Source organism: Legionella taurinensis, assembly GCF_900452865.1.
In the GTDB taxonomy this organism is placed as follows: Bacteria; Pseudomonadota; Gammaproteobacteria; order Legionellales; family Legionellaceae; genus Legionella_C; species Legionella_C taurinensis.
Genome location: NZ_UGOZ01000001.1, coordinates 251,571 through 268,558, shown reverse-complemented (window position 1 = coordinate 268,558; position 16,988 = coordinate 251,571). Strand labels below are relative to the sequence as shown.

The following is a 16,988-nucleotide window of genomic DNA, read 5'->3' as shown; positions in this document are numbered from 1 at the left end:
AAATTTCTAGCAACTTACCACCATTATCCCTGACAGTACACACTTGTCAACGCATGGAGTCAGTTATTTTTTCTTGAGCAACCGGGCGCGGTCACGCTGCCAATCGCGATCTTTAATCGCATCGCGCTTGTCATGGGTTTTCTTACCCTTCGCCAGCGCGATTTTGATTTTGATGCGGTTTTTGCTCCAGTACAGCGACAGCGGGACAATGGTGTAACCTTGCCGCTCAACACTGCCAATCAGCTTACTCAATTCACGCCTGTTTAATAATAGCTTACGCGTGCGGGTTGCGTCAGGCAGCGTGTGAGCAGAAGCCGTGGGCAGAGGCTGGATTTGCGCACCGAGCAAAAAGGCCTCGCCGTATTTAAGGATCACGTGCGCATCGGACAGGTTAATCTTTCCGGCGCGCAGGCTTTTGACTTCCCAACCTTGAAGTACCATGCCCGCTTCGAGTTCATCCTCAATATAATAATCAAATCGCGCCTTTTTATTGACGGCAATGGAGGCGCCTGACGCTTTGTGAGTAGTCATAATCTGCTTATCATCGTTAACAAAGAGGAGGAATTATACACCAGAAAGCAATTCTGTCCGCATCCAGTGCATCTCTTGACCGGCTTTGCAGACGGTCTTTTTCTCGTGTATTTTAAATAGAGATGAGCTCACGTAAGGATAAGATACACAATGAATATCGGTGAAAAACTACCTGCTTTTTCATTTACCGCAACCAATGGCCTTTCAGCCAGCTTAAATGACTATCAGGGACAATGGGTCGTCCTCTATTTTTACCCCAAGGATTCTACGCCAGGCTGTACCGTGGAAGGACAAAATTTCCGCGACGCCTACCCCGCCTTCCAGGCATTGAACACTGAAATTTTCGGCATCTCGCGTGATTCGCTGAAATCACACGACAGCTTTAAATGCAACCAGCAGTTTCCCTTTGAATTAATCAGCGATAAAGACGAAGAAATCTGTCAACTTTTTGATGTCATAAAAATGAAGTCCCTGTACGGTAAAGAAGTACGCGGCATCGAGCGCCGTACTTTCCTCATCGACCCGCAGGGTATTTTAAGGCACGAATGGCGCAAAGTCAGCGTGCCAGGGCATGTCGATGACGTGCTTGCCACCCTGAAATCACTCCAGCAATAACAGGGCACGCAGACAACCTTTGCCCTGCATCGCAGGAACGAAACCCATTGCCATTTTGCCATGGGTTTCGATAATGCTGGCAAGGTCTAAGCAATGGCGTTCATTCATTGTAAAATCGCTGCAGAAGACGATCCTTGCTTACTGCAAAGTGCCATGAGCACCCCTGATGCGCGGCAATGCCTCGAGCGATCCATGATGGACAAAGCGTGAAGCCGCATAATCTTCAGCGCGGGGTATGAATTCACTTGACTGTGCTCCCTGCCCTGATCACAATGAATTGACTTAGTAGACAGGGATTCCCATGGAAAACAAATCTGAAAGCCGAAAATTATTCGTATTGGATACCAATATCCTCATGCACGATCCCACCGCCATCTACCGCTTTGAGGAGCATGACATTTATTTGCCGATGGTGGTGCTTGAAGAACTCGACAGCCACAAAACCGGCCTCTCGGAGGTGGCGCGCAACGTACGGCAAACCAACCGCATGTTGGTGGAACTGATGAGCAATGCCAGTCACACTCAAATCGTCGCCGGTTTGCCTATTCCAAGCTTTCTAACCTCGGAAAACGTTAAAAGCAGCGGCCGTTTGTTTTTCCAGACCGACGAGTTTGAGCAGTTGCGGCCCACCTCCCTGCCAGGGCATAAGGCAGACAATACCCTGCTCGCCACGGCGTTGGGCTTACAAAAAAAACACCCCGATCGGGCCGTGGTGATTATTTCCAAAGACATCAATCTCAGGATTAAAGCCGGTATTCTCGGCATCCCGGCGGAAGATTACTACAATGATCAGGTGTTGGATGACGTCAATCTGCTGCACAGCGGGTTGCACATCCTTGAAAACAATTTCTGGGATACGCATTCCAAAAACATGGAAGCCTGGCAGGAAAACGGCAAAACGTTTTACCGCATCACCGGCCCCCTCACCAATCAGTGGAATTACAATGATTGTTTAAGCACCGAAGACAATCAGTTCCAGGCCATGGTTAAAACCATTGAATCCAACGGCGTCGTCGTGCAGGTCGCCCGTGATTTCACTCAACCCAAGCATTCGGTCTGGGGCATCAATGCCCGTAACCGTGAGCAGAATTTTGCCTTGAACATGCTGCTGGATCCGGACATTGATTTTGTTACCCTGCAAGGCTCGGCAGGAACGGGAAAAACCCTGCTGACCATCGCGGCCGGCCTGACCCAGGTCCTTGATCAGAACCGCTACAACGAAATTTTAATGACGCGCGTGACCATCCCTGTGGGAGAGGACATCGGCTTTTTACCCGGAACCGAAGAAGAAAAAATGACCCCCTGGATGGGCGCCTTGATGGATAACCTCGAGGTGCTGCACAGTTCGCAGGAAGGCGGCACGTTTGGCCGAAATGCCACGCAGGATTTGCTGCAGAACAAAATTAAAATCCGCTCACTCAATTTCATGCGCGGCCGCACCTTTTTAAATCGGTTCATTATCATTGACGAGGCTCAAAACCTAACCTCCAAACAGATTAAAACACTGGTCACCCGTGCGGGTCCGGGCAGTAAAATCATTTGCCTTGGCGACATCAAGCAGATTGATACCCCCTATCTCACGGAAACAACCTCAGGATTAACCTTTGCGGTGGATCGCTTCAAGCATTGGCAGCACAGTGCCCACATGACCCTAACGCGCGGTGAACGCTCAAGGCTTGCTTATTATGCAGCAGAGCATTTATAGTACGCGTTTTAGGAGAGAATACGCATGAGTATGCAAGCCATTACCTTCGATGATGTGTTGCTGGTGCCCGCCTACAATCATCATGAGTCTCGCCGGGTAGTGAATATCGGCATGACGGATCGCCTCGGTAAATTAACTCTTAAGCTGCCGATCATGAGTTCGAACATGGATACCATTACCGAAAGCAACATGGCTAATTTCATGCACAGCAAGGGCGGCATTGGCGTCATGCACCGCTTTTTAAGCATTGACGACAACATTCGTGAATTCAAACAGTGTCAGGGACAGGTTTTTGTCTCCGTCGGCTGCACGGATGCGGAATTGCAGCGTGCCGAAGCCCTGCGCGATGCCGGCGCTGATTTTTTCTGCGTTGACGTCGCCCATGCCCATGCCAAATACGTGGGTAAAACCCTGAAAAACCTGCGCAAGCTCCTGGGTAGCCGCTGCATCATGGCGGGCAATGTCGCGACCTATGCCGGCGCAGATTACTTAGCCTCCTGCGGTGCAGACATCATCAAAGCCGGTATCGGCGGCGGTTCCGTCTGCAGCACGCGGATTAAAACCGGTTTTGGCATTCCCATGCTCACCTGCATTCAGGATTGCGCCCGCACGGATCGCTCCATTGTCGCTGACGGCGGTATCCGTACTTCCGGCGACATCGTCAAAGCCTTGGCCTTTGGCGCCGATTTTGTCATGATCGGCGGCATGTTGGCCGGCACGGAGCCCACGCCCGGGGAGGTCATTAAAAAAGAAGATGGCCGTCTGGTCAAACGCTACCGCGGCATGGCATCCCGCGAGGCCCAGGAAGATTTTCTCGGACAAATGCATGAATGGAAAACAGCCGAGGGGGTAGCAACTGAAGTACTCTACAAAACCAATCAGGATGCCATTATTGCGGATATTATCGGTGGCTTACGTTCGGGTTTAACTTATGCCGGCTCCGATACCATCTCCGAACTGCAGCGCAAGTTGAATTATGTGGTGATTACGCAGGCCGGTCGTCTAGAAAGCCTGCCGCATAAATTGATGGAATCTTAAGACTTGAGGTCTGCCCGCTGAAGCGGGCAACCCATTAACTAACCGCTGTAACAGGATTACATTACCATTGAAACACCCTGGGTGACTTCTTGTTCCAAATCCATGCCCTGTCCCTGCCCCTGGCTTGGGCCGCTGACGATGCTTTCAAATTGATCCAGTTCCGGCATATTCTCAATCGCATCCATGGGGTCGGTCATGGTGTCAGAGCTCATCATGGACATTTCAACGCCGTCTCCCTCCATGCCCATGGTATTATCCTGATCGCTTTCTGGCGCATCATCGCTGCCTGCACCAGAACCGCCGCTGGAAAACATGCCCTGGACTGAATTAAATCCCTGACTAATGGCACTGCCTGCAGCGCCGATCGCGGGCGATATCGCCTGATTAATGGCGCCAGTGACCTGTGCGTTAATATCATCGACAAATTTCATTAATTCCTCAAGCTGCTTCATGTGAGGATCTTTCTCATCGTCGCCTTGCTGATTACTGCTCGTCTGATTCTGATTGAGGGTGTTGAGCAAATCATCGTCATTATTGCTGCTGCCCCCAGCACCAGGGCTTGGCGTGGTCGACGTGGGGTTTGGGGTAGGTATGGACCCTGATAATTCCGTTCCAGACATAAAATCACCTGCAAAATGTCATTACTCTATTAAGAATAGCATACCCACCAAGCGACAGTACGTTTTACGGGTATTCGTTGTATAATATTACTAATCCTTTGTAATTTCTGCCTAGACGGCCGCATTTACGATTTTTTTTCACATTCAGCAGCAGACAACAATACCCCATGGCATCGGTAAAATCAGGTATCAGTAGGTACAACGCCGATGGTTTGCTATTATTGCCAACGATGACAGGCTTATCAGAAGGGAATTGAATGAATTTAAATGATTTTCGCTGTATGAGACGCGGGGTGCAGGTTTCCACGTTGCGCAGGCGGGATGCCGATCTGTTGCGGCCCTTTAAGCGCGAAGGCAAGGAAAAAAACCATGCCCTGCTGCTGTTGCACGGTTTCTCTTCTTCTCCGGCCGTCTTTCGCAACCTCCTGGGAGCATTTGCTGGCTACGATGCCGTGGTTGCGCCCGTACTGCCGGGCCATAGTGAGAATCTCAATGCGTTTGCCGAGGTTAAAGCCTCCGATTGGCTTGCCTCGGTTGAGGACGTCTGTGCGACGCTGGTGGCTGAGTTTCAACAGGTGGATATCATGGGCCTGTCCTTAGGCGGGCTCTTAGCCTGTCACTTAAGCAGTCGTTTTCCTTTAAATCATCTGTATTTACTGGCGCCGGCACTTGATTTGCAGTTGGCCTTACCCGGCTCCCTGAAACTGGCCAGAATCCTCTACCAGCTGGGATTTCGTCAATTACGCAGTGCGGCCGGTAATTTATTCACAACCGATCATTGTGAAATCGCTTACCGCCAATTGCCGCTGACCACCATCATTGAAATTTTAACCCTGGTTAAGCAGTTTGAATTCAAACCGCCCACCTGCCCTACCGATGTGTTTCTCGGCTGTTATGATGAAGTGGTGGCTTCGCGCCGTGTGGCTGCCCGCTTTGCAGGCTGTGACAATGTCACCATTCACTGGCTTGCCAAATCAGCGCATGTGTTGCCGCTGGATGGTGATATTGCCGAGATTATTCAGTGCGTTAATCAGAACCTAGCGACTGGTTAAGCGTGCTTTAATCATGTACACTCAATCCCTTTATTCAGCAACATAAAGGGAGTCGTCATGTTTTCTAAAAGAGAAAAAGAAGTGATTAGTACGCTGGGCAATGTGGGTGCCTGGGTTGCCGCTGTTTTTTCTGTGGTTTATCTCGTGAAAGAGGGATTGCAGCAGGAAATGGGGGATGAGCCAAACGTAACCGAGATCGATCCAGCCCTGATGATCAATGGTCTTAATTTCGAATTCTTTGAAGAAAACGACATGGAATTCACATCGATGTCCTGGGGCTTTGGTAGATGACCAACAGCCCATCCGGGCTGTTAATTATTCAAACTCTTATTGTATCGTGTGTATTCCTGCATGGAATAATATCCCCAATCACGCATGTCCAGCACTGCCCCATTATAGGCCATGAAGTCGGTCCGCATTTCCGGGAGATTGTAAAAATAAATGTCACTGGCATCGCTCGCCAGCGTATGCTGCCGTTTAACGGCTGAAAGCTCAGCCACAGCCCGATCATGCGTTTTCACAAAGGCGCGGTTGGCCCGTAAATAACGCCCCTTAAATTGGGCATTGCCCCATAATTCCACATCAATGACATTGGCAATACCGGCCAACTGCATAAAGGCTTTGTTTTTAGCGCGAATTTTTAATTTATCGCTTTTTATCCAGTACATGCTGAACCAGCCTTCACCAGCCAGTTCAACCATGGACAGATTGGCCATCCCGGTCAATTGCACATGCGGCTTGCCGCGCATGGACAGTTGTAAATAATGCGCGTGAACGCCGCTTATCTGGACATTGCCGCTGCCTCGAATATCCAGTTTACGCAGAACAATATCACCGCCTAATGTCGTATTACCCGGATTATCAATACTTAAATCCAGTAAACCGGAATGAAGGCGGGAGCCGGTGATGACACCGCCGCCCTGGTAAGTGAACGAATTTAAATAATGACCACGAACTTCAACTGAAACCCCACCGCTGCGGGGGTAGCCTTCACCAATCTGGATAAGCAACTGACCATTCTGAACCTTGGTCACCACCTGCTGCAGATCGCTTGCCGCGCCACGAAGAATAACTTGCGGTTTTGAGTAACCGGTGTGCAAATCGACATTGAGACGCCCTCTGGCGATGACGTGATTGAAGCTCGGTACCGAACGAACCTGCGTGGTACGAACCTTGGCAACCGCTACGGGTTGCTGCTCGGTCGCTACCGCCTGGCGATGGCAACCACTAAGTAGAAACCCTATAAAAATCAATACCAAAAAGCGGCTCAACATAAGTCTCGTTTCCAATGGACGTTTATTTCCCTACATTAGAGGAAGTTAAAGCAATGCGCAAGCATCCTGCCTGGTGAATTCTCAAGCCTTTGCAGGATGCCTAGACAGCCTAAAACCAGGCATTCATGGTGAAATCGGAAATGCCGACCGACGCGGGACAGCCTTGGTAGCGTTTTAATTCCGGGGCCTTCTGGACTAAGGTTTTAAGTGATTCTGAATAGGGTATCAATGCTGGCAACTGAATATAAATGTCGACTAACAACCCGTTCTTACACCCGAGATACACTTTTTTGGCTGCATTACTGCCAAACGACAAACGCACCCTCTCTTCGAGTTCACTTCGGGTCACGGTTTTGCCAAGATGCTCATGCAGATAAGTTCCTAACTGCGAGCGATCCGCTTCGTTGACCAGGCGCATGGCTAACGAGAAATAGGCATCGGCACTTAAAATCTGACAACTGCCATGCTTATACCACTCATGCCGTTCAAGGCAACTGCCAAAGGCGTAGCTTGGCATCAGCACGCGCAACATCCCTGCCACCTCATCATTTAAATTCACAACCGGGTAATCACAATGATTAGGCTGCGGCTCCACGCCGCAGAAACCGTAATTTTGACCGCATTGATTCTGATTTGGCCACATGCCGTGCAGGGTCAGGTGAGAGGCCGCATAAGAAGCCGGTTTTAATTTCATGCACTCGGGTTTGCCTGCTTCATAACCATAGGTTTGGCAAAAGGCGGGTTGCCAACTTAGAGCCAGTACATACGAGTCTGCCATGCCCGGACTTTGATCGCAACGGCTGGCAGGTTGCGTCTGGTAATCGGCATCGCCGCATTGGCTGGCAACCCAGCGCCCCGTCCCATCAGCCATGGTAATGCGCAGCCAATCCGGTTTGTAGGGTCGGTTAATCTCGATTAAGGTAAAACGCTGCCCTGCTTCAACCGAGGCATTGGACGGGTTGGTTTTTTTATTTTTGGAGAGGTAGGCAGGGCATGATTTACCCGCAATAAAAGTACCGTCTACTGGCACTGAAGCCTGGGCAAACACCGCATAGAGGGACAATAACGATACAATTATTCTGATCACGTAGGCATCCTGTCAATTTAAGGCACACCTGATTATACAGAAGTTTCGGTAACTTACGAGAATTTTGCTGAGGTTATACCACTTGCCCGGCTGCCCAGCCGGAAGACCAGGCCCATTGAAAATTATACCCGCCTAACCAGCCGGTCACATCCAGAACCTCGCCGATAAAGTACAGCCCGGGGATTGATTTTACCGCCATGGTTTGGGAGGAAATGGCTTCGGTATCCACCCCCCCCAGCGTGACTTCCGCCGTACGATAGCCCTCGGTGCCATTGGGTTTGATGCGCCATTGAGTGACGCTTAACGCCACGTCTTTCAATCGTTGATCAGAAAAGGTGGTTAATTCTTTTTCGAGCACGGCCTCCTCCTGCCAGGTCGCCGTCACTCGTTTTGGCAATGTCATTTCCAGACAGGTTTTCAATCGCATTTTAGGTGTTTTACGTTTCGCAGCCAGGATCGCGGCCTCCAGATCCTGCCCCGCTGCGAGATCAATGGTTAACTCATCTCCAGCGTGCCAGAAGGAGGAAATCTGCAGCATGGCCGGGCCGCTTAAGCCACGGTGGGTAAACAGCATGTCTAGGGTAAATTCCTGATCATTGCAGGCTACACGGCAAGGCACCGAAATGCCCGACAATGCGCCATACCGTTCCTTATCCTGCGGCTGCAGAGTAAAAGGAACCAATCCGGCCCTGGTCGGCAGCACGTTTAAGCCAAATTGCGCCGCCAATTGATACCCATAGGGTGAAGCCCCCATGGTAGGGATGGATAACCCGCCGGTAGCAACCACCAGGGAGTCGCATTGAAGGCGTGTGCCGCAGGCCAACTGCAAACGATAGCCTTTCCCCTCGTGGTGAACGGATTGAATGGAGGTATTTAATGCAATATTGACTCCGGCATCTTCACAACAGGCGAGCAGCATCCCCACGATATCGGACGATTTGTTATCGCAGAACAATTGCCCGTGCGATTTTTCATGAAAAGGAATACGGAATTTGTTGACCAGATCAATGAAATCATAGGCCGTGTAGCGCTTTAGCGCCGATTTGCAAAAATGAGGATTGGCAGAAAGATAATGATGCGCTTCGATGTCATAATTGGTGAAATTGCAACGACCGCCACCGGACATCAGAATTTTTTTGCCCGCTTTGTTGGCGTGATCAATCACCAGTACCCGACGGCCACGAAAGCCCGCTTCGATGGCACACATCAAACCGGCTGCCCCGGCACCAATGATTATTACATCCGGATTTTTCATAGAGATCATTCTCTTTTACCAGCAGCGATGCTGCTGGTAAAGAGAAAAAATGGGTAGAAACGACAGAGGATTAGATGGCAGATACTTCTTCTGCTTGTAATCCTTTAGGGCCTTTACTGACGGTGAACTGTACACGTTGACCTTCAACTAATGTTCTGCGTCCAGAACTTTCGCTTTTGATGGAGCGGAAGTGGACGAAAACATCGTCTTGACCATTATCGCGGCTAATGAAGCCATAACCTTTATCATCATTAAACCACTTGACGTGGCCAGTTTCTACTATAGCGGACATTTATATTTTCCAAATAAAATTAAACACACACTTGGAGTTGTCTAATCAAAGCCATGACAATGGGACTTTACGCGATAATTCGTCAATTGATATTCAAAGAGGGATTTTCACGAGAGTAACATTTTTCCGCTGAGATATAGAAAACAACCAAGTCTTGTTATTATACTCCAGCAGGAAGTAAATAGCGAGTCGCCTAGAAAATATTTCTTCAATGCTGCCAGTTAATAGGCGCATTGCTGAATTCGCTTTCGATTAAGGCAACGGCGGGGAAAACGATGGGAAGGCGGGTTGCAATTGCTCGGCCAGAGCCAGCAATGACCAGTCGCGCCACCTTCCTGAGGCAATCTGTACCGAGACAGGCAACTCGCCATGGGACATGACGGGCAACGTCATCGCAGGTAAATTGGCCTGATTGAATAACGGCGTAAACGGAGAGAACGCACGGCCTTGCTCTATATAAGCCGTAAGATCATTGGTGTACACGAGACTTCCGATTTTGATCGGTAATTGGGCTAATGCCGGGGTCAACACAAACGCCGCGTCATTCAGTAAGGCATGCAGTGGACGCAGGCACCGATAAAGCTGAGTGCGAGCCTGGATAAGTTGCGTTGCCTTGATGGCCTTTCCCTCACGATAAAACGCCCAGGTCGCTGGTTCCAACTCCTGCTTTTTCGCCTTTCGCCCCAATAACTGCTGCTGGCTTTCAATCACGGCGGCCGTATTGGCAGTAATCAAAATCAGAGCACACTGATTAATCAACTCCAAATCCAGTGTCAGATCCTGCTCGATCACAGAATACCCCAGCGCTTCCAGTTGCTGACGCATGATGTCCACGGCTGAGAGACAGGGCGCCTCGATCGGAACCGGTGTAAACGCCCTGGGTACCAGGACCACTGTTTTCGGCCGTGACGGAACAACCGGGATTATCGGTTTTTGATGCCGTGACTGGTGGGCAAATACCCGAGCTGAGTCGCGCACCGTGCGGGTTATCACGTGTTGACCACTTAACCCAGACCAGGACTCATCTACCCAGGGCCCTAATGAGATGAGCCCCTGCGTCGGTTTAAAGCCAAATAAACCGCAACAGGCCGCCGGAATACGGATTGAGCCGCCGCCATCACTGGCCGTGGCCACGGGGGCAATGCCCGCCGCTACCGCGGCCGCTGAGCCCCCCGAGGAACCGCCGGGGGTTAAAGCAGGATCATAGGGATTTTTTGCCGGGCCATGTAACACGGACTCGGTGACAAACGACAGACCAAGTTCCGGGGTATTGGTGGTCGCAAAAGGCAGCATGCCAAGCGACAGTAAATTATCAATGTAATCACTGTTGGCTTGCGGCACGGTGCCGGCAAAGAAACGAGAACCTGCCGTAAGCGGAACGCCCTTTAAGGTAAATCCCAAATCTTTGACTACGACCGGCACGCCATAAAAAGGTTCATCGCCCTGCATGTTTTTTAACCGATCAAAGGCCCAGCCGCTGCACTCGTGGACAATGGCGTTCAGTGACGGGTTGACCTGCTGCAGACGGGTTAACGCACAATCCATTGCCTCCTCTGGGGTGGTTTCACCTGCCTTTATTTTTGCGGCCAGCGCATGGGCATCCAGCCGGCAGTAATCCTTGACGTCCATTATTCGGGTCACGACGGGTTAATGGGAGGCAAGGGATTCGGCTTTTTGGGCGAACCCTGATTGTTTTTCATCGTCATGACACCTCGCCAGAGCGGTTCGCCTTTCCAGGCATGCGCACCCGGCTGATACAGCACTTCCGATAACAGCATCAGCTGCCTTTTGAGTCCAGGATCACGCACGAGACGTGCGACATCGTTAATCGTAAGCATTGTTTCATTGGGCCATTGTAAATGAGCCCAGTCCAGCAGGGCGTTTTTAGCTGCCTGAGGGTCATTGGCAAGACAGGCGTCCCGTAATTTTTTACGACTGGCCGCAAGCTGCCCCCGACCCGAAGGCTGCCGCTGCTTCACCCACCAAAGCAGCAGGGTAATAACCCACGCCAGTGCAAACAGAGCGGCGAGAATCCAGGCCAGTGAATTGTTTTGAGCTTGTTTAGGATTTGACGCTTTAACCGGATTGGCAATGGCCGGCGCGGGCGATGTTTTTGGCAAGACGCTTGATGCCGCAGGCACTGCATTGGCGTTGCCGCCGAATGAGGCGACATCCAGTGTTCGGGCCGGTAACGTGGCTACCGCGGCGCGGCGAGTGACCGTATTAAACCAGGGCAGTTTCAATTCCGGGATGACAATTTTCCCTGATTTATTGAGCAGATAAGTGACTTTGATTGTGGTCGTTCCAACCAGATTTTCGGCCTGCAATGTGGTTTTTTCAAGCGGTTTTTCAGGGTAAATACTGTATTGATCACTCTTTTGTATATTTAATCGTGGCATCAGTTGTGCCGCAGCACCGATGGCCTGTACGGTAATAGTGCGGGTCAATGTATCGCCCTGCTTTAACGTGAGGGAGGGTTGATCATAGGTTTCCGTCAATTGAACCTGCTTGGCCGGAAACCAATCCGTACCGGCATTGGCAGGCGCGGGCTTGACCATCAGGGTGGTTGCCTTCGCTTTGACGCTGGCGCGTCTGGGTATGACATCCGCGACCAAGGCATTATAGACCGGCGACTTGATTTTTAAGGGACCGCTTTTTTGCGGAAAAAGCGCGTACTGCTGTTCTTCCACCGCATAGGCAATGCCGTTAATGGACTTTTGATAGCGCCGCCCTTCGCCCAGGGGAACCAGTAAACCGTCACTGATTTCCGGTGTTTGATAATCGGCATCAAGCAGTCGACGGTTGTAATACAATTTGACGGTGTAAATCACCTGCTGGTTGACGTAAGGGTGTTCATCGCTTACCTCGGTAAGCAGCATGATGTCCTTAGGCTCATCCATGGATTGCGTTTCATCGGGTTTGTCTTCCGTCACGTCCACAGTGGTTGCCGTGGTCTGCTCCTGTCCCACGCGAATGGAGGGAATGGTCAGCATGCCGGTGCGTTTTGGCATGAGCAGGATTATCCATTGATTCACTGAGCGCGCCTGGCCATTGATGACCGTGTAATTGATGCTGCGCTCGGTCCCCACAATGGTAAAATCCTTGCGTATGGGGGTTAAGTCAGGTAAACCGCTCTCGTCATCCAGGGTTAAGGTTAACCGGAAGGGCTGCCCCATCTGCACTTTTTGAGCATCCACCTGAAGGGTCACTGCAGCCTGGGTGAAGCCCAGCCAGAAGGTTAAGCTGATAAGAATCAAACCTCGTCTCATTGATACCACCCTCGTTTTCTTTTTAAATGATCCCGCAGGAATTTTTCCCGCATTAGCCCGCCCGGATCATCGGGAATCAAATTTAACATTTGCTCTTTCGCCTGTTGCTTCTCGCGATTTTCTGCGGATTGTTGCTTGTTGACCTCGGCTTGTTTAAGCGCTTCATCAGCCTGTTTATTTTTATCCTGGCGGGCAGGCTGCTTTTGCTGAGTCTTGTCCTGTTTCACCTGATTGTTGCTCTGCTGATCCTGATTTTGGTGGTCCTGCTGTTCGTTACCCTGTTGATTCTGATTCTGCTGGTGCTGCTGATTATTCCCCTGCTGATCCTGACTCTGCTGGTCTTGCTGATTATTCCCCTGCTGATCCTGACTCTGCTGGTCTTGCTGATTATTCCCCTGCTGACCCTGATTCTGCTGATCCTGTTGCTTATTCCCCTGCTGATCCTGATTCTGCTGATCCTGTTGCTTATTCCCCTGCTGATCCTGATTCTGCTGATTTTGTTGATTATTGGCCTGCTGATTTTGCTGCTTATCCTTATCCTTTTTCAACAACTCCTCGACCACCTGGCGATTATGCAGGGCATCCTCGTCGCCGGGATTGATTCTCAAGGCGTCATCGTAGGCCTTTATAGCCTCCTCGTAGCGTCCCATATGGGCTAACGCATTGCCTTGATTGTAATACCCCTGCTGGGTTTCCAAAGCGCCGAACTGTTTAGCCGCTGCTTCATAATCACCGGCACGGTAGGCCGCAGCTGCCTGCCAATCGGGTTGTTGAAACCGTTCCTGCGCTTTTTTGTATTGCCCCTTGTTCATCAGCGTCTGGGCCTGCTGATCATCCGTTGCCCACAAATCCTGCCAACTGAACGCGTGAACCATCGCGCTGCTTAACAGCAGGATCGAAAATAGCGCAGCTCTCATGATTCTATCCTTTGTAACCAGCCCCGTCTGAATACCGGCAATAAAAAGATCAAAGCTGGAATTAAAAACCAGCGTCCGTCATCACGCCAAACCGGGATTAAGTTTTGTTCGTCCAGATTGTATTGCTGACCTCCTGACGAAGCATTCAGCCAATCATCCAAATCGCTGACATTGTTGCTAAAAGGAATAACCTGCCCTTTGCCTGCGTTTGCCAGCTCCTGAAAAAGAGGATTAATGGATGCATTGCCGCCAACAACGGGCATGACCGAGGTAAAAATAGACTGCTTCGCCAGGTTGGCTGCTTCTTTAATGGCTTCGCTGCTCGGCGACTCCGCCGTTAATACCAGAATCTGACCCTGATTAAATCCTGCCTGGGTAATCAACTGCCCAGCCTGTTGCAAGGCAGTATCCAGCTTTTGACCACCAACCGGCATAATATCCGGCGTCAGGGAGGATAGGAGGGAATCAATGGTCTGAGCATCGTCAGTCAAAGGCGATACGATAAAGGGCTCACCGGTATACACCACCAACCCGGTTTGGCCGATGTCAGTCCGGGAAAACAAATCATGCAATTTAAATTTGGCACGCGTTAACCTGTCCGGGGTCAAATCCCGCTCCAGCATGGCATCCGACATATCTAAAACCAGAACGCGAGGCTGTATGCGGTGATAGGATGGCACAGGCAATTTTTGGAACGCAGGACCGGCCAGACTGATGATAAGGCATAAGGCACTTAAAAAAAGAGACAGGATGGCCCAATGCCGTTTGTTGTCTCCTTTGGACACGATTAAATGGGATAACAAATGGCGATCACACACGGAAGACCAGGCATCCAGTCGGGCGTTACTGCGCCACAATTGAGCGGCCAGTAATAAGAGCGGGGCAAGGGTCAGTAGCCACCAGGGCCGCAAAAAATGCAGATCAGCCAGCATGGCGAGTCTCCTTCAAGGGGGTACTCCTGATCAACCGGAACAATCCGGCCCGCTCGGCAAACCAGTATAAAAACAAGGCCAAAGCGATAGCAAGCAACCACGGGTAATAATCCTGCTCGGGCCTTATGCTCACCTCATCCTGGGAAATGGTTTCCAATTGATTGATTTTTTCATAAATAGACTGCAGCGATTGAGGATCCGTGGCGCGAAAATAATGACCTCCGGTAACTTCGGCAATTTTCTTCAGGGTGTCTTCGTCCAGATCAGATCCTGTGCCCATGCCTAAAAACACATTATTCAATGATTGCACATTGCCCTCGGAACCCAGACCGATGGTGTAAACTTTGATGTGATCGGCCGCGGCTAACTCAGCGGCTTTTAAAGGCAGCAACATGCCGGAAGTGTTGGCGCCATCCGTTAATAAAATAATCACCCGGCCCTGAGGCGGCACATTTTGCAGGCGTTTGACAGCCAATCCCAAGGCATCGCCAATGGAGGTTGTTTTTCCTGCGAGGCCAATGGTGGCATCTTCAATACGCATCAATACACTGTGAAGATCATAGGTTAATGGCGTTTGCAGGTAAGCCCGGGTGCCAAACAGAATCAGACCAATTTTATCGCCCGCCCGTTCGCTGATGAACTGTTCCGCGCTGCGCTTTACCACGGTCAAGCGGTTCACTGGCCGGCCATCCAGTATCATGTCCATTAATTCCATGCTGCCGGAAATATCAAGGACCATCATGATGTTGCGCCCTTCCCTTTCCAGGGGGAGAGGATTTCCGACCCACCGCGGGCCGGCCGCCGCACCAACCAGCAGAATCCAGATGGCTAAAAACAACCCCGAACGCACCTGGCTGGCAAGCAGGCGTTTTTCCTGCTGCACAATGGAGTACATGGCATCATAAAAAGGCACCTGCAGGGCCGCCGGCAACGCTAAAACAGCTCGAGGCACACAGAACCAAATCAGAATCGGCAGCGGTAACAACAAAAGGATTAAGGGTTGAGCTAACTGGAACATGGCGCCCCCCTTTGTTGTATCCAGGCTTTTGCACGCGAGAGCAAGGGTTTGACATTCACATCGCCCTGCGTTTGATAGGGTAATTCCAATAGACAGTCCCGCACGGCATTGAAATTGATGTTTTGCCCCGTCCGGTTTAAAAAAGCAAGCCATTCGTCGCCTTTAAGGCTGGCCACCTGCTCGCGCGGGAAATAAACCAGCGCCACACGGCGTAACAACTCAGACACTTTGGCGCTGGCTGACTGGCTGTCGCCGTCACGTAAATAATCCTGTTGGTAGACCGCCAGCAATTTTAATGCCTGTCGTTTGGCCCGGCCATTGGCATAGTACCGGTAAATAAACCCGGTCAATACCATAACGCCAATGAAGGCTATCCCCATTAAAAGATACCATCCTGGCGCCAGAGGCCACCAGTTCACCGGATCCGGTAAATGGATATCGCGCAATTGGCTAAGCGGTTGCGGCTCAGTCACGTGACCTCCGTGGGAAAGTCTGTCTCACCAATTGGGCCAGATCCTGCTCCGCCGTGACAGTCACGCATTGAATCTGCAGGCGTTTGCAAAGGGCCTGCAGATTCAATAATCGCTGTTGGCAATAATGACGGTAATCCTCACTGACACGATGGATGCGGGTATCGACTAAAATTTCCTCTCCACCGTTGGTGATCGCATACACATCCGGCTTTGGCGGATTTAATTCCAGCGCATCGCAGACGTGATAAATGAGGATGTCATTATGAGCACGCAGCCGGCTCAAGTGCTTTTCACTGTCGGCGTCCACATGATAAAAATCGCTAATCAACACTAAAATACTGCCCGGCCGGGTCACGCGCCGCAGACGCAGCAAGGCGTCGCTCAACAGGCGCGGTTCCGCTTTCGTGGGATTCATCCCTTGACTTGTGTAGTCGCTCAGGGAGGCAAGCCAAGGTAAAATACCCGCGTCACGGCTGCGTGGCATGAATTCATCATGCCGGTTGGCCGAATAAACCAGACCACCGACGCGATCACCCTGCCTGACCGCAGTCCAGGCAATTAAAGCAGCCAAGCGGGCGGCCAGCACGGATTTAAACGCCACGCGGGTACCAAAATACATGGAGGGATTGAAATCCGACAGGATAACCACCGGACGCTCACGCTCTTCCTGATAAATTTTAATGTGGGGACGGCCCGTGCGGGCGGTTACCCGCCATTCCATGTGGCGTATTTCATCGCCGGCCTGATAATTTCTTACTTCGGAAAAATCCATGCCCCGGCCGCGCAGTCTGGACAAATGATTGCCCGCACTCACGGTACTGTGACCGGGTTTATAATGGATTTTGCGCGCATACCGCCTTAAATCGATCAGTTCATTAAGGGGAGCAATAACACCGTCGGTCATCGAACC

The 16,988-nt window shown here is 50.9% G+C and carries 19 protein-coding genes; 5 read left to right on the top strand and 14 right to left on the bottom strand.

Going from position 1 to position 16,988, the window contains the following annotated elements; all coding sequences use genetic code 11:
* Positions 1–63 precede the first annotated feature (63 nt).
* A complete protein-coding gene (gene smpB, locus DYE45_RS01250) occupies positions 64–531 on the bottom strand; it encodes an SsrA-binding protein SmpB (protein WP_115300284.1) in 468 nt (155 codons plus the stop codon).
* Between the two features lie 150 nt (positions 532–681).
* On the opposite strand from smpB, the gene DYE45_RS01245 reads away from it, so the two are divergent.
* The gene (locus tag DYE45_RS01245; protein WP_115300283.1) at positions 682–1,146 is read left to right on the top strand and encodes a peroxiredoxin; all 465 of its coding nucleotides are present in this window, start codon (positions 682–684) and stop codon (positions 1,144–1,146) included.
* Here DYE45_RS01245 and DYE45_RS14840 read toward each other — a convergent pair.
* Entirely contained in the window at positions 1,132–1,254 is a 123-nt protein-coding gene (locus DYE45_RS14840) for a hypothetical protein (protein ID WP_256594870.1), read from the bottom strand. The two genes, DYE45_RS01245 and DYE45_RS14840, sit on opposite strands and share 15 nt — an antisense overlap.
* Positions 1,255–1,447: 193 nt before the next feature.
* Between DYE45_RS14840 and DYE45_RS01240 the strand changes: the two genes are divergently transcribed.
* Complete coding sequence (locus DYE45_RS01240; protein WP_108294765.1) at positions 1,448–2,851, top strand: PhoH family protein; 1,404 nt, start codon at positions 1,448–1,450, stop codon at positions 2,849–2,851.
* Positions 2,852–2,875: 24 nt separating this feature from the next.
* Entirely contained in the window at positions 2,876–3,889 is a 1,014-nt protein-coding gene (locus tag DYE45_RS01235; RefSeq protein WP_108294767.1) for a guanosine monophosphate reductase, read from the top strand.
* Positions 3,890–3,945: 56 nt separating this feature from the next.
* On the opposite strand, the gene DYE45_RS01230 is transcribed toward DYE45_RS01235, so the two are convergent.
* Positions 3,946–4,509: a hypothetical protein gene (locus tag DYE45_RS01230; RefSeq protein ID WP_108294769.1), complete on the bottom strand. Its 564-nt coding sequence runs from the start codon at positions 4,507–4,509 to the stop codon at positions 3,946–3,948.
* Between the two features lie 257 nt (positions 4,510–4,766).
* Here DYE45_RS01230 and DYE45_RS01225 point away from each other — a divergent pair, with 257 nt between their 5' ends.
* Together DYE45_RS01225 and DYE45_RS01220 are read left to right on the top strand one after the other, a co-directional pair.
* A complete protein-coding gene (locus DYE45_RS01225) occupies positions 4,767–5,561 on the top strand; it encodes an alpha/beta hydrolase (protein ID WP_115300282.1) in 795 nt (264 codons plus the stop codon).
* Positions 5,562–5,618: 57 nt separating this feature from the next.
* Entirely contained in the window at positions 5,619–5,852 is a 234-nt protein-coding gene (locus DYE45_RS01220; RefSeq protein ID WP_108294773.1) for a hypothetical protein, read from the top strand.
* 20 nt (positions 5,853–5,872) lie between these two features.
* Here DYE45_RS01220 and DYE45_RS01215 read toward each other — a convergent pair whose 3' ends face one another.
* The 11 genes from DYE45_RS01215 to DYE45_RS01165 form a co-directional block, all read right to left on the bottom strand.
* Positions 5,873–6,835, bottom strand: a complete 963-nt coding sequence (locus tag DYE45_RS01215) for a GIN domain-containing protein (protein ID WP_108294775.1) — start codon at positions 6,833–6,835, stop codon at positions 5,873–5,875.
* 109 nt (positions 6,836–6,944) lie between these two features.
* Positions 6,945–7,922: a ribonuclease T2 family protein gene (locus tag DYE45_RS01210; RefSeq protein WP_174703681.1), complete on the bottom strand. Its 978-nt coding sequence runs from the start codon at positions 7,920–7,922 to the stop codon at positions 6,945–6,947.
* Positions 7,923–7,995: 73 nt separating this feature from the next.
* A complete protein-coding gene (locus tag DYE45_RS01205) occupies positions 7,996–9,177 on the bottom strand; it encodes a BaiN/RdsA family NAD(P)/FAD-dependent oxidoreductase (protein WP_108294777.1) in 1,182 nt (393 codons plus the stop codon).
* A gap of 70 nt (positions 9,178–9,247) precedes the next feature.
* Positions 9,248–9,469 carry a cold-shock protein gene (locus tag DYE45_RS01200; RefSeq protein ID WP_082657084.1) on the bottom strand — a complete coding sequence of 74 codons (222 nt, stop codon included), beginning with the start codon at positions 9,467–9,469 and terminating at the stop codon, positions 9,248–9,250.
* A gap of 252 nt (positions 9,470–9,721) precedes the next feature.
* Entirely contained in the window at positions 9,722–11,110 is a 1,389-nt protein-coding gene (locus DYE45_RS01195) for an amidase (protein ID WP_244908529.1), read from the bottom strand.
* Positions 11,107–12,738 carry a BatD family protein gene (locus DYE45_RS01190; RefSeq protein ID WP_115300281.1) on the bottom strand — a complete coding sequence of 544 codons (1,632 nt, stop codon included), beginning with the start codon at positions 12,736–12,738 and terminating at the stop codon, positions 11,107–11,109. The genes DYE45_RS01195 and DYE45_RS01190 overlap by 4 nt, the downstream gene beginning before the upstream one ends.
* Positions 12,735–13,655, bottom strand: coding sequence for a tetratricopeptide repeat protein (locus DYE45_RS01185; RefSeq protein ID WP_108294783.1), 921 nt, complete (start codon positions 13,653–13,655; stop codon positions 12,735–12,737). Before DYE45_RS01185 ends, DYE45_RS01190 begins: the two co-directional genes overlap by 4 nt.
* On the bottom strand, positions 13,652–14,587 hold the full coding sequence (locus tag DYE45_RS01180) for a vWA domain-containing protein (RefSeq protein WP_108294785.1): 936 nt from the start codon (positions 14,585–14,587) through the stop codon (positions 13,652–13,654). The genes DYE45_RS01185 and DYE45_RS01180 overlap by 4 nt, the downstream gene beginning before the upstream one ends.
* Complete coding sequence (locus DYE45_RS01175; RefSeq protein WP_108294787.1) at positions 14,577–15,605, bottom strand: VWA domain-containing protein; 1,029 nt, start codon at positions 15,603–15,605, stop codon at positions 14,577–14,579. Before DYE45_RS01175 ends, DYE45_RS01180 begins: the two co-directional genes overlap by 11 nt.
* Positions 15,593–16,078 carry a DUF4381 domain-containing protein gene (locus tag DYE45_RS01170; RefSeq protein ID WP_108294793.1) on the bottom strand — a complete coding sequence of 162 codons (486 nt, stop codon included), beginning with the start codon at positions 16,076–16,078 and terminating at the stop codon, positions 15,593–15,595. Before DYE45_RS01170 ends, DYE45_RS01175 begins: the two co-directional genes overlap by 13 nt.
* Positions 16,071–16,982, bottom strand: a complete 912-nt coding sequence (locus tag DYE45_RS01165; RefSeq protein ID WP_108294795.1) for a DUF58 domain-containing protein — start codon at positions 16,980–16,982, stop codon at positions 16,071–16,073. Before DYE45_RS01165 ends, DYE45_RS01170 begins: the two co-directional genes overlap by 8 nt.
* Positions 16,983–16,988 lie beyond the last annotated feature (6 nt).

What these genes read in the sequence shown, in the direction of transcription:
- DYE45_RS01225 (WP_115300282.1), top strand. Translation starts at nt 4,767, where the DNA reads ATGAATTTAAATGATTTTCGCTGTATGAGACGCGGGGTGCAGGTTTCC.
- smpB (WP_115300284.1), bottom strand. Translation starts at nt 531, where the DNA reads ATGACTACTCACAAAGCGTCAGGCGCCTCCATTGCCGTCAATAAAAAG.
- DYE45_RS14840 (WP_256594870.1), bottom strand. Translation starts at nt 1,254, where the DNA reads ATGAATGAACGCCATTGCTTAGACCTTGCCAGCATTATCGAAACCCAT.
- DYE45_RS01240 (WP_108294765.1), top strand. Translation starts at nt 1,448, where the DNA reads ATGGAAAACAAATCTGAAAGCCGAAAATTATTCGTATTGGATACCAAT.
- DYE45_RS01180 (WP_108294785.1), bottom strand. Translation starts at nt 14,587, where the DNA reads ATGCTGGCTGATCTGCATTTTTTGCGGCCCTGGTGGCTACTGACCCTT.
- DYE45_RS01220 (WP_108294773.1), top strand. Translation starts at nt 5,619, where the DNA reads ATGTTTTCTAAAAGAGAAAAAGAAGTGATTAGTACGCTGGGCAATGTG.
- DYE45_RS01245 (WP_115300283.1), top strand. Translation starts at nt 682, where the DNA reads ATGAATATCGGTGAAAAACTACCTGCTTTTTCATTTACCGCAACCAAT.
- DYE45_RS01230 (WP_108294769.1), bottom strand. Translation starts at nt 4,509, where the DNA reads ATGTCTGGAACGGAATTATCAGGGTCCATACCTACCCCAAACCCCACG.
- DYE45_RS01205 (WP_108294777.1), bottom strand. Translation starts at nt 9,177, where the DNA reads ATGAAAAATCCGGATGTAATAATCATTGGTGCCGGGGCAGCCGGTTTG.
- DYE45_RS01235 (WP_108294767.1), top strand. Translation starts at nt 2,876, where the DNA reads ATGAGTATGCAAGCCATTACCTTCGATGATGTGTTGCTGGTGCCCGCC.
- DYE45_RS01190 (WP_115300281.1), bottom strand. Translation starts at nt 12,738, where the DNA reads ATGAGACGAGGTTTGATTCTTATCAGCTTAACCTTCTGGCTGGGCTTC.
- DYE45_RS01165 (WP_108294795.1), bottom strand. Translation starts at nt 16,982, where the DNA reads ATGACCGACGGTGTTATTGCTCCCCTTAATGAACTGATCGATTTAAGG.
- DYE45_RS01185 (WP_108294783.1), bottom strand. Translation starts at nt 13,655, where the DNA reads ATGAGAGCTGCGCTATTTTCGATCCTGCTGTTAAGCAGCGCGATGGTT.
- DYE45_RS01215 (WP_108294775.1), bottom strand. Translation starts at nt 6,835, where the DNA reads ATGTTGAGCCGCTTTTTGGTATTGATTTTTATAGGGTTTCTACTTAGT.
- DYE45_RS01175 (WP_108294787.1), bottom strand. Translation starts at nt 15,605, where the DNA reads ATGTTCCAGTTAGCTCAACCCTTAATCCTTTTGTTGTTACCGCTGCCG.
- DYE45_RS01200 (WP_082657084.1), bottom strand. Translation starts at nt 9,469, where the DNA reads ATGTCCGCTATAGTAGAAACTGGCCACGTCAAGTGGTTTAATGATGAT.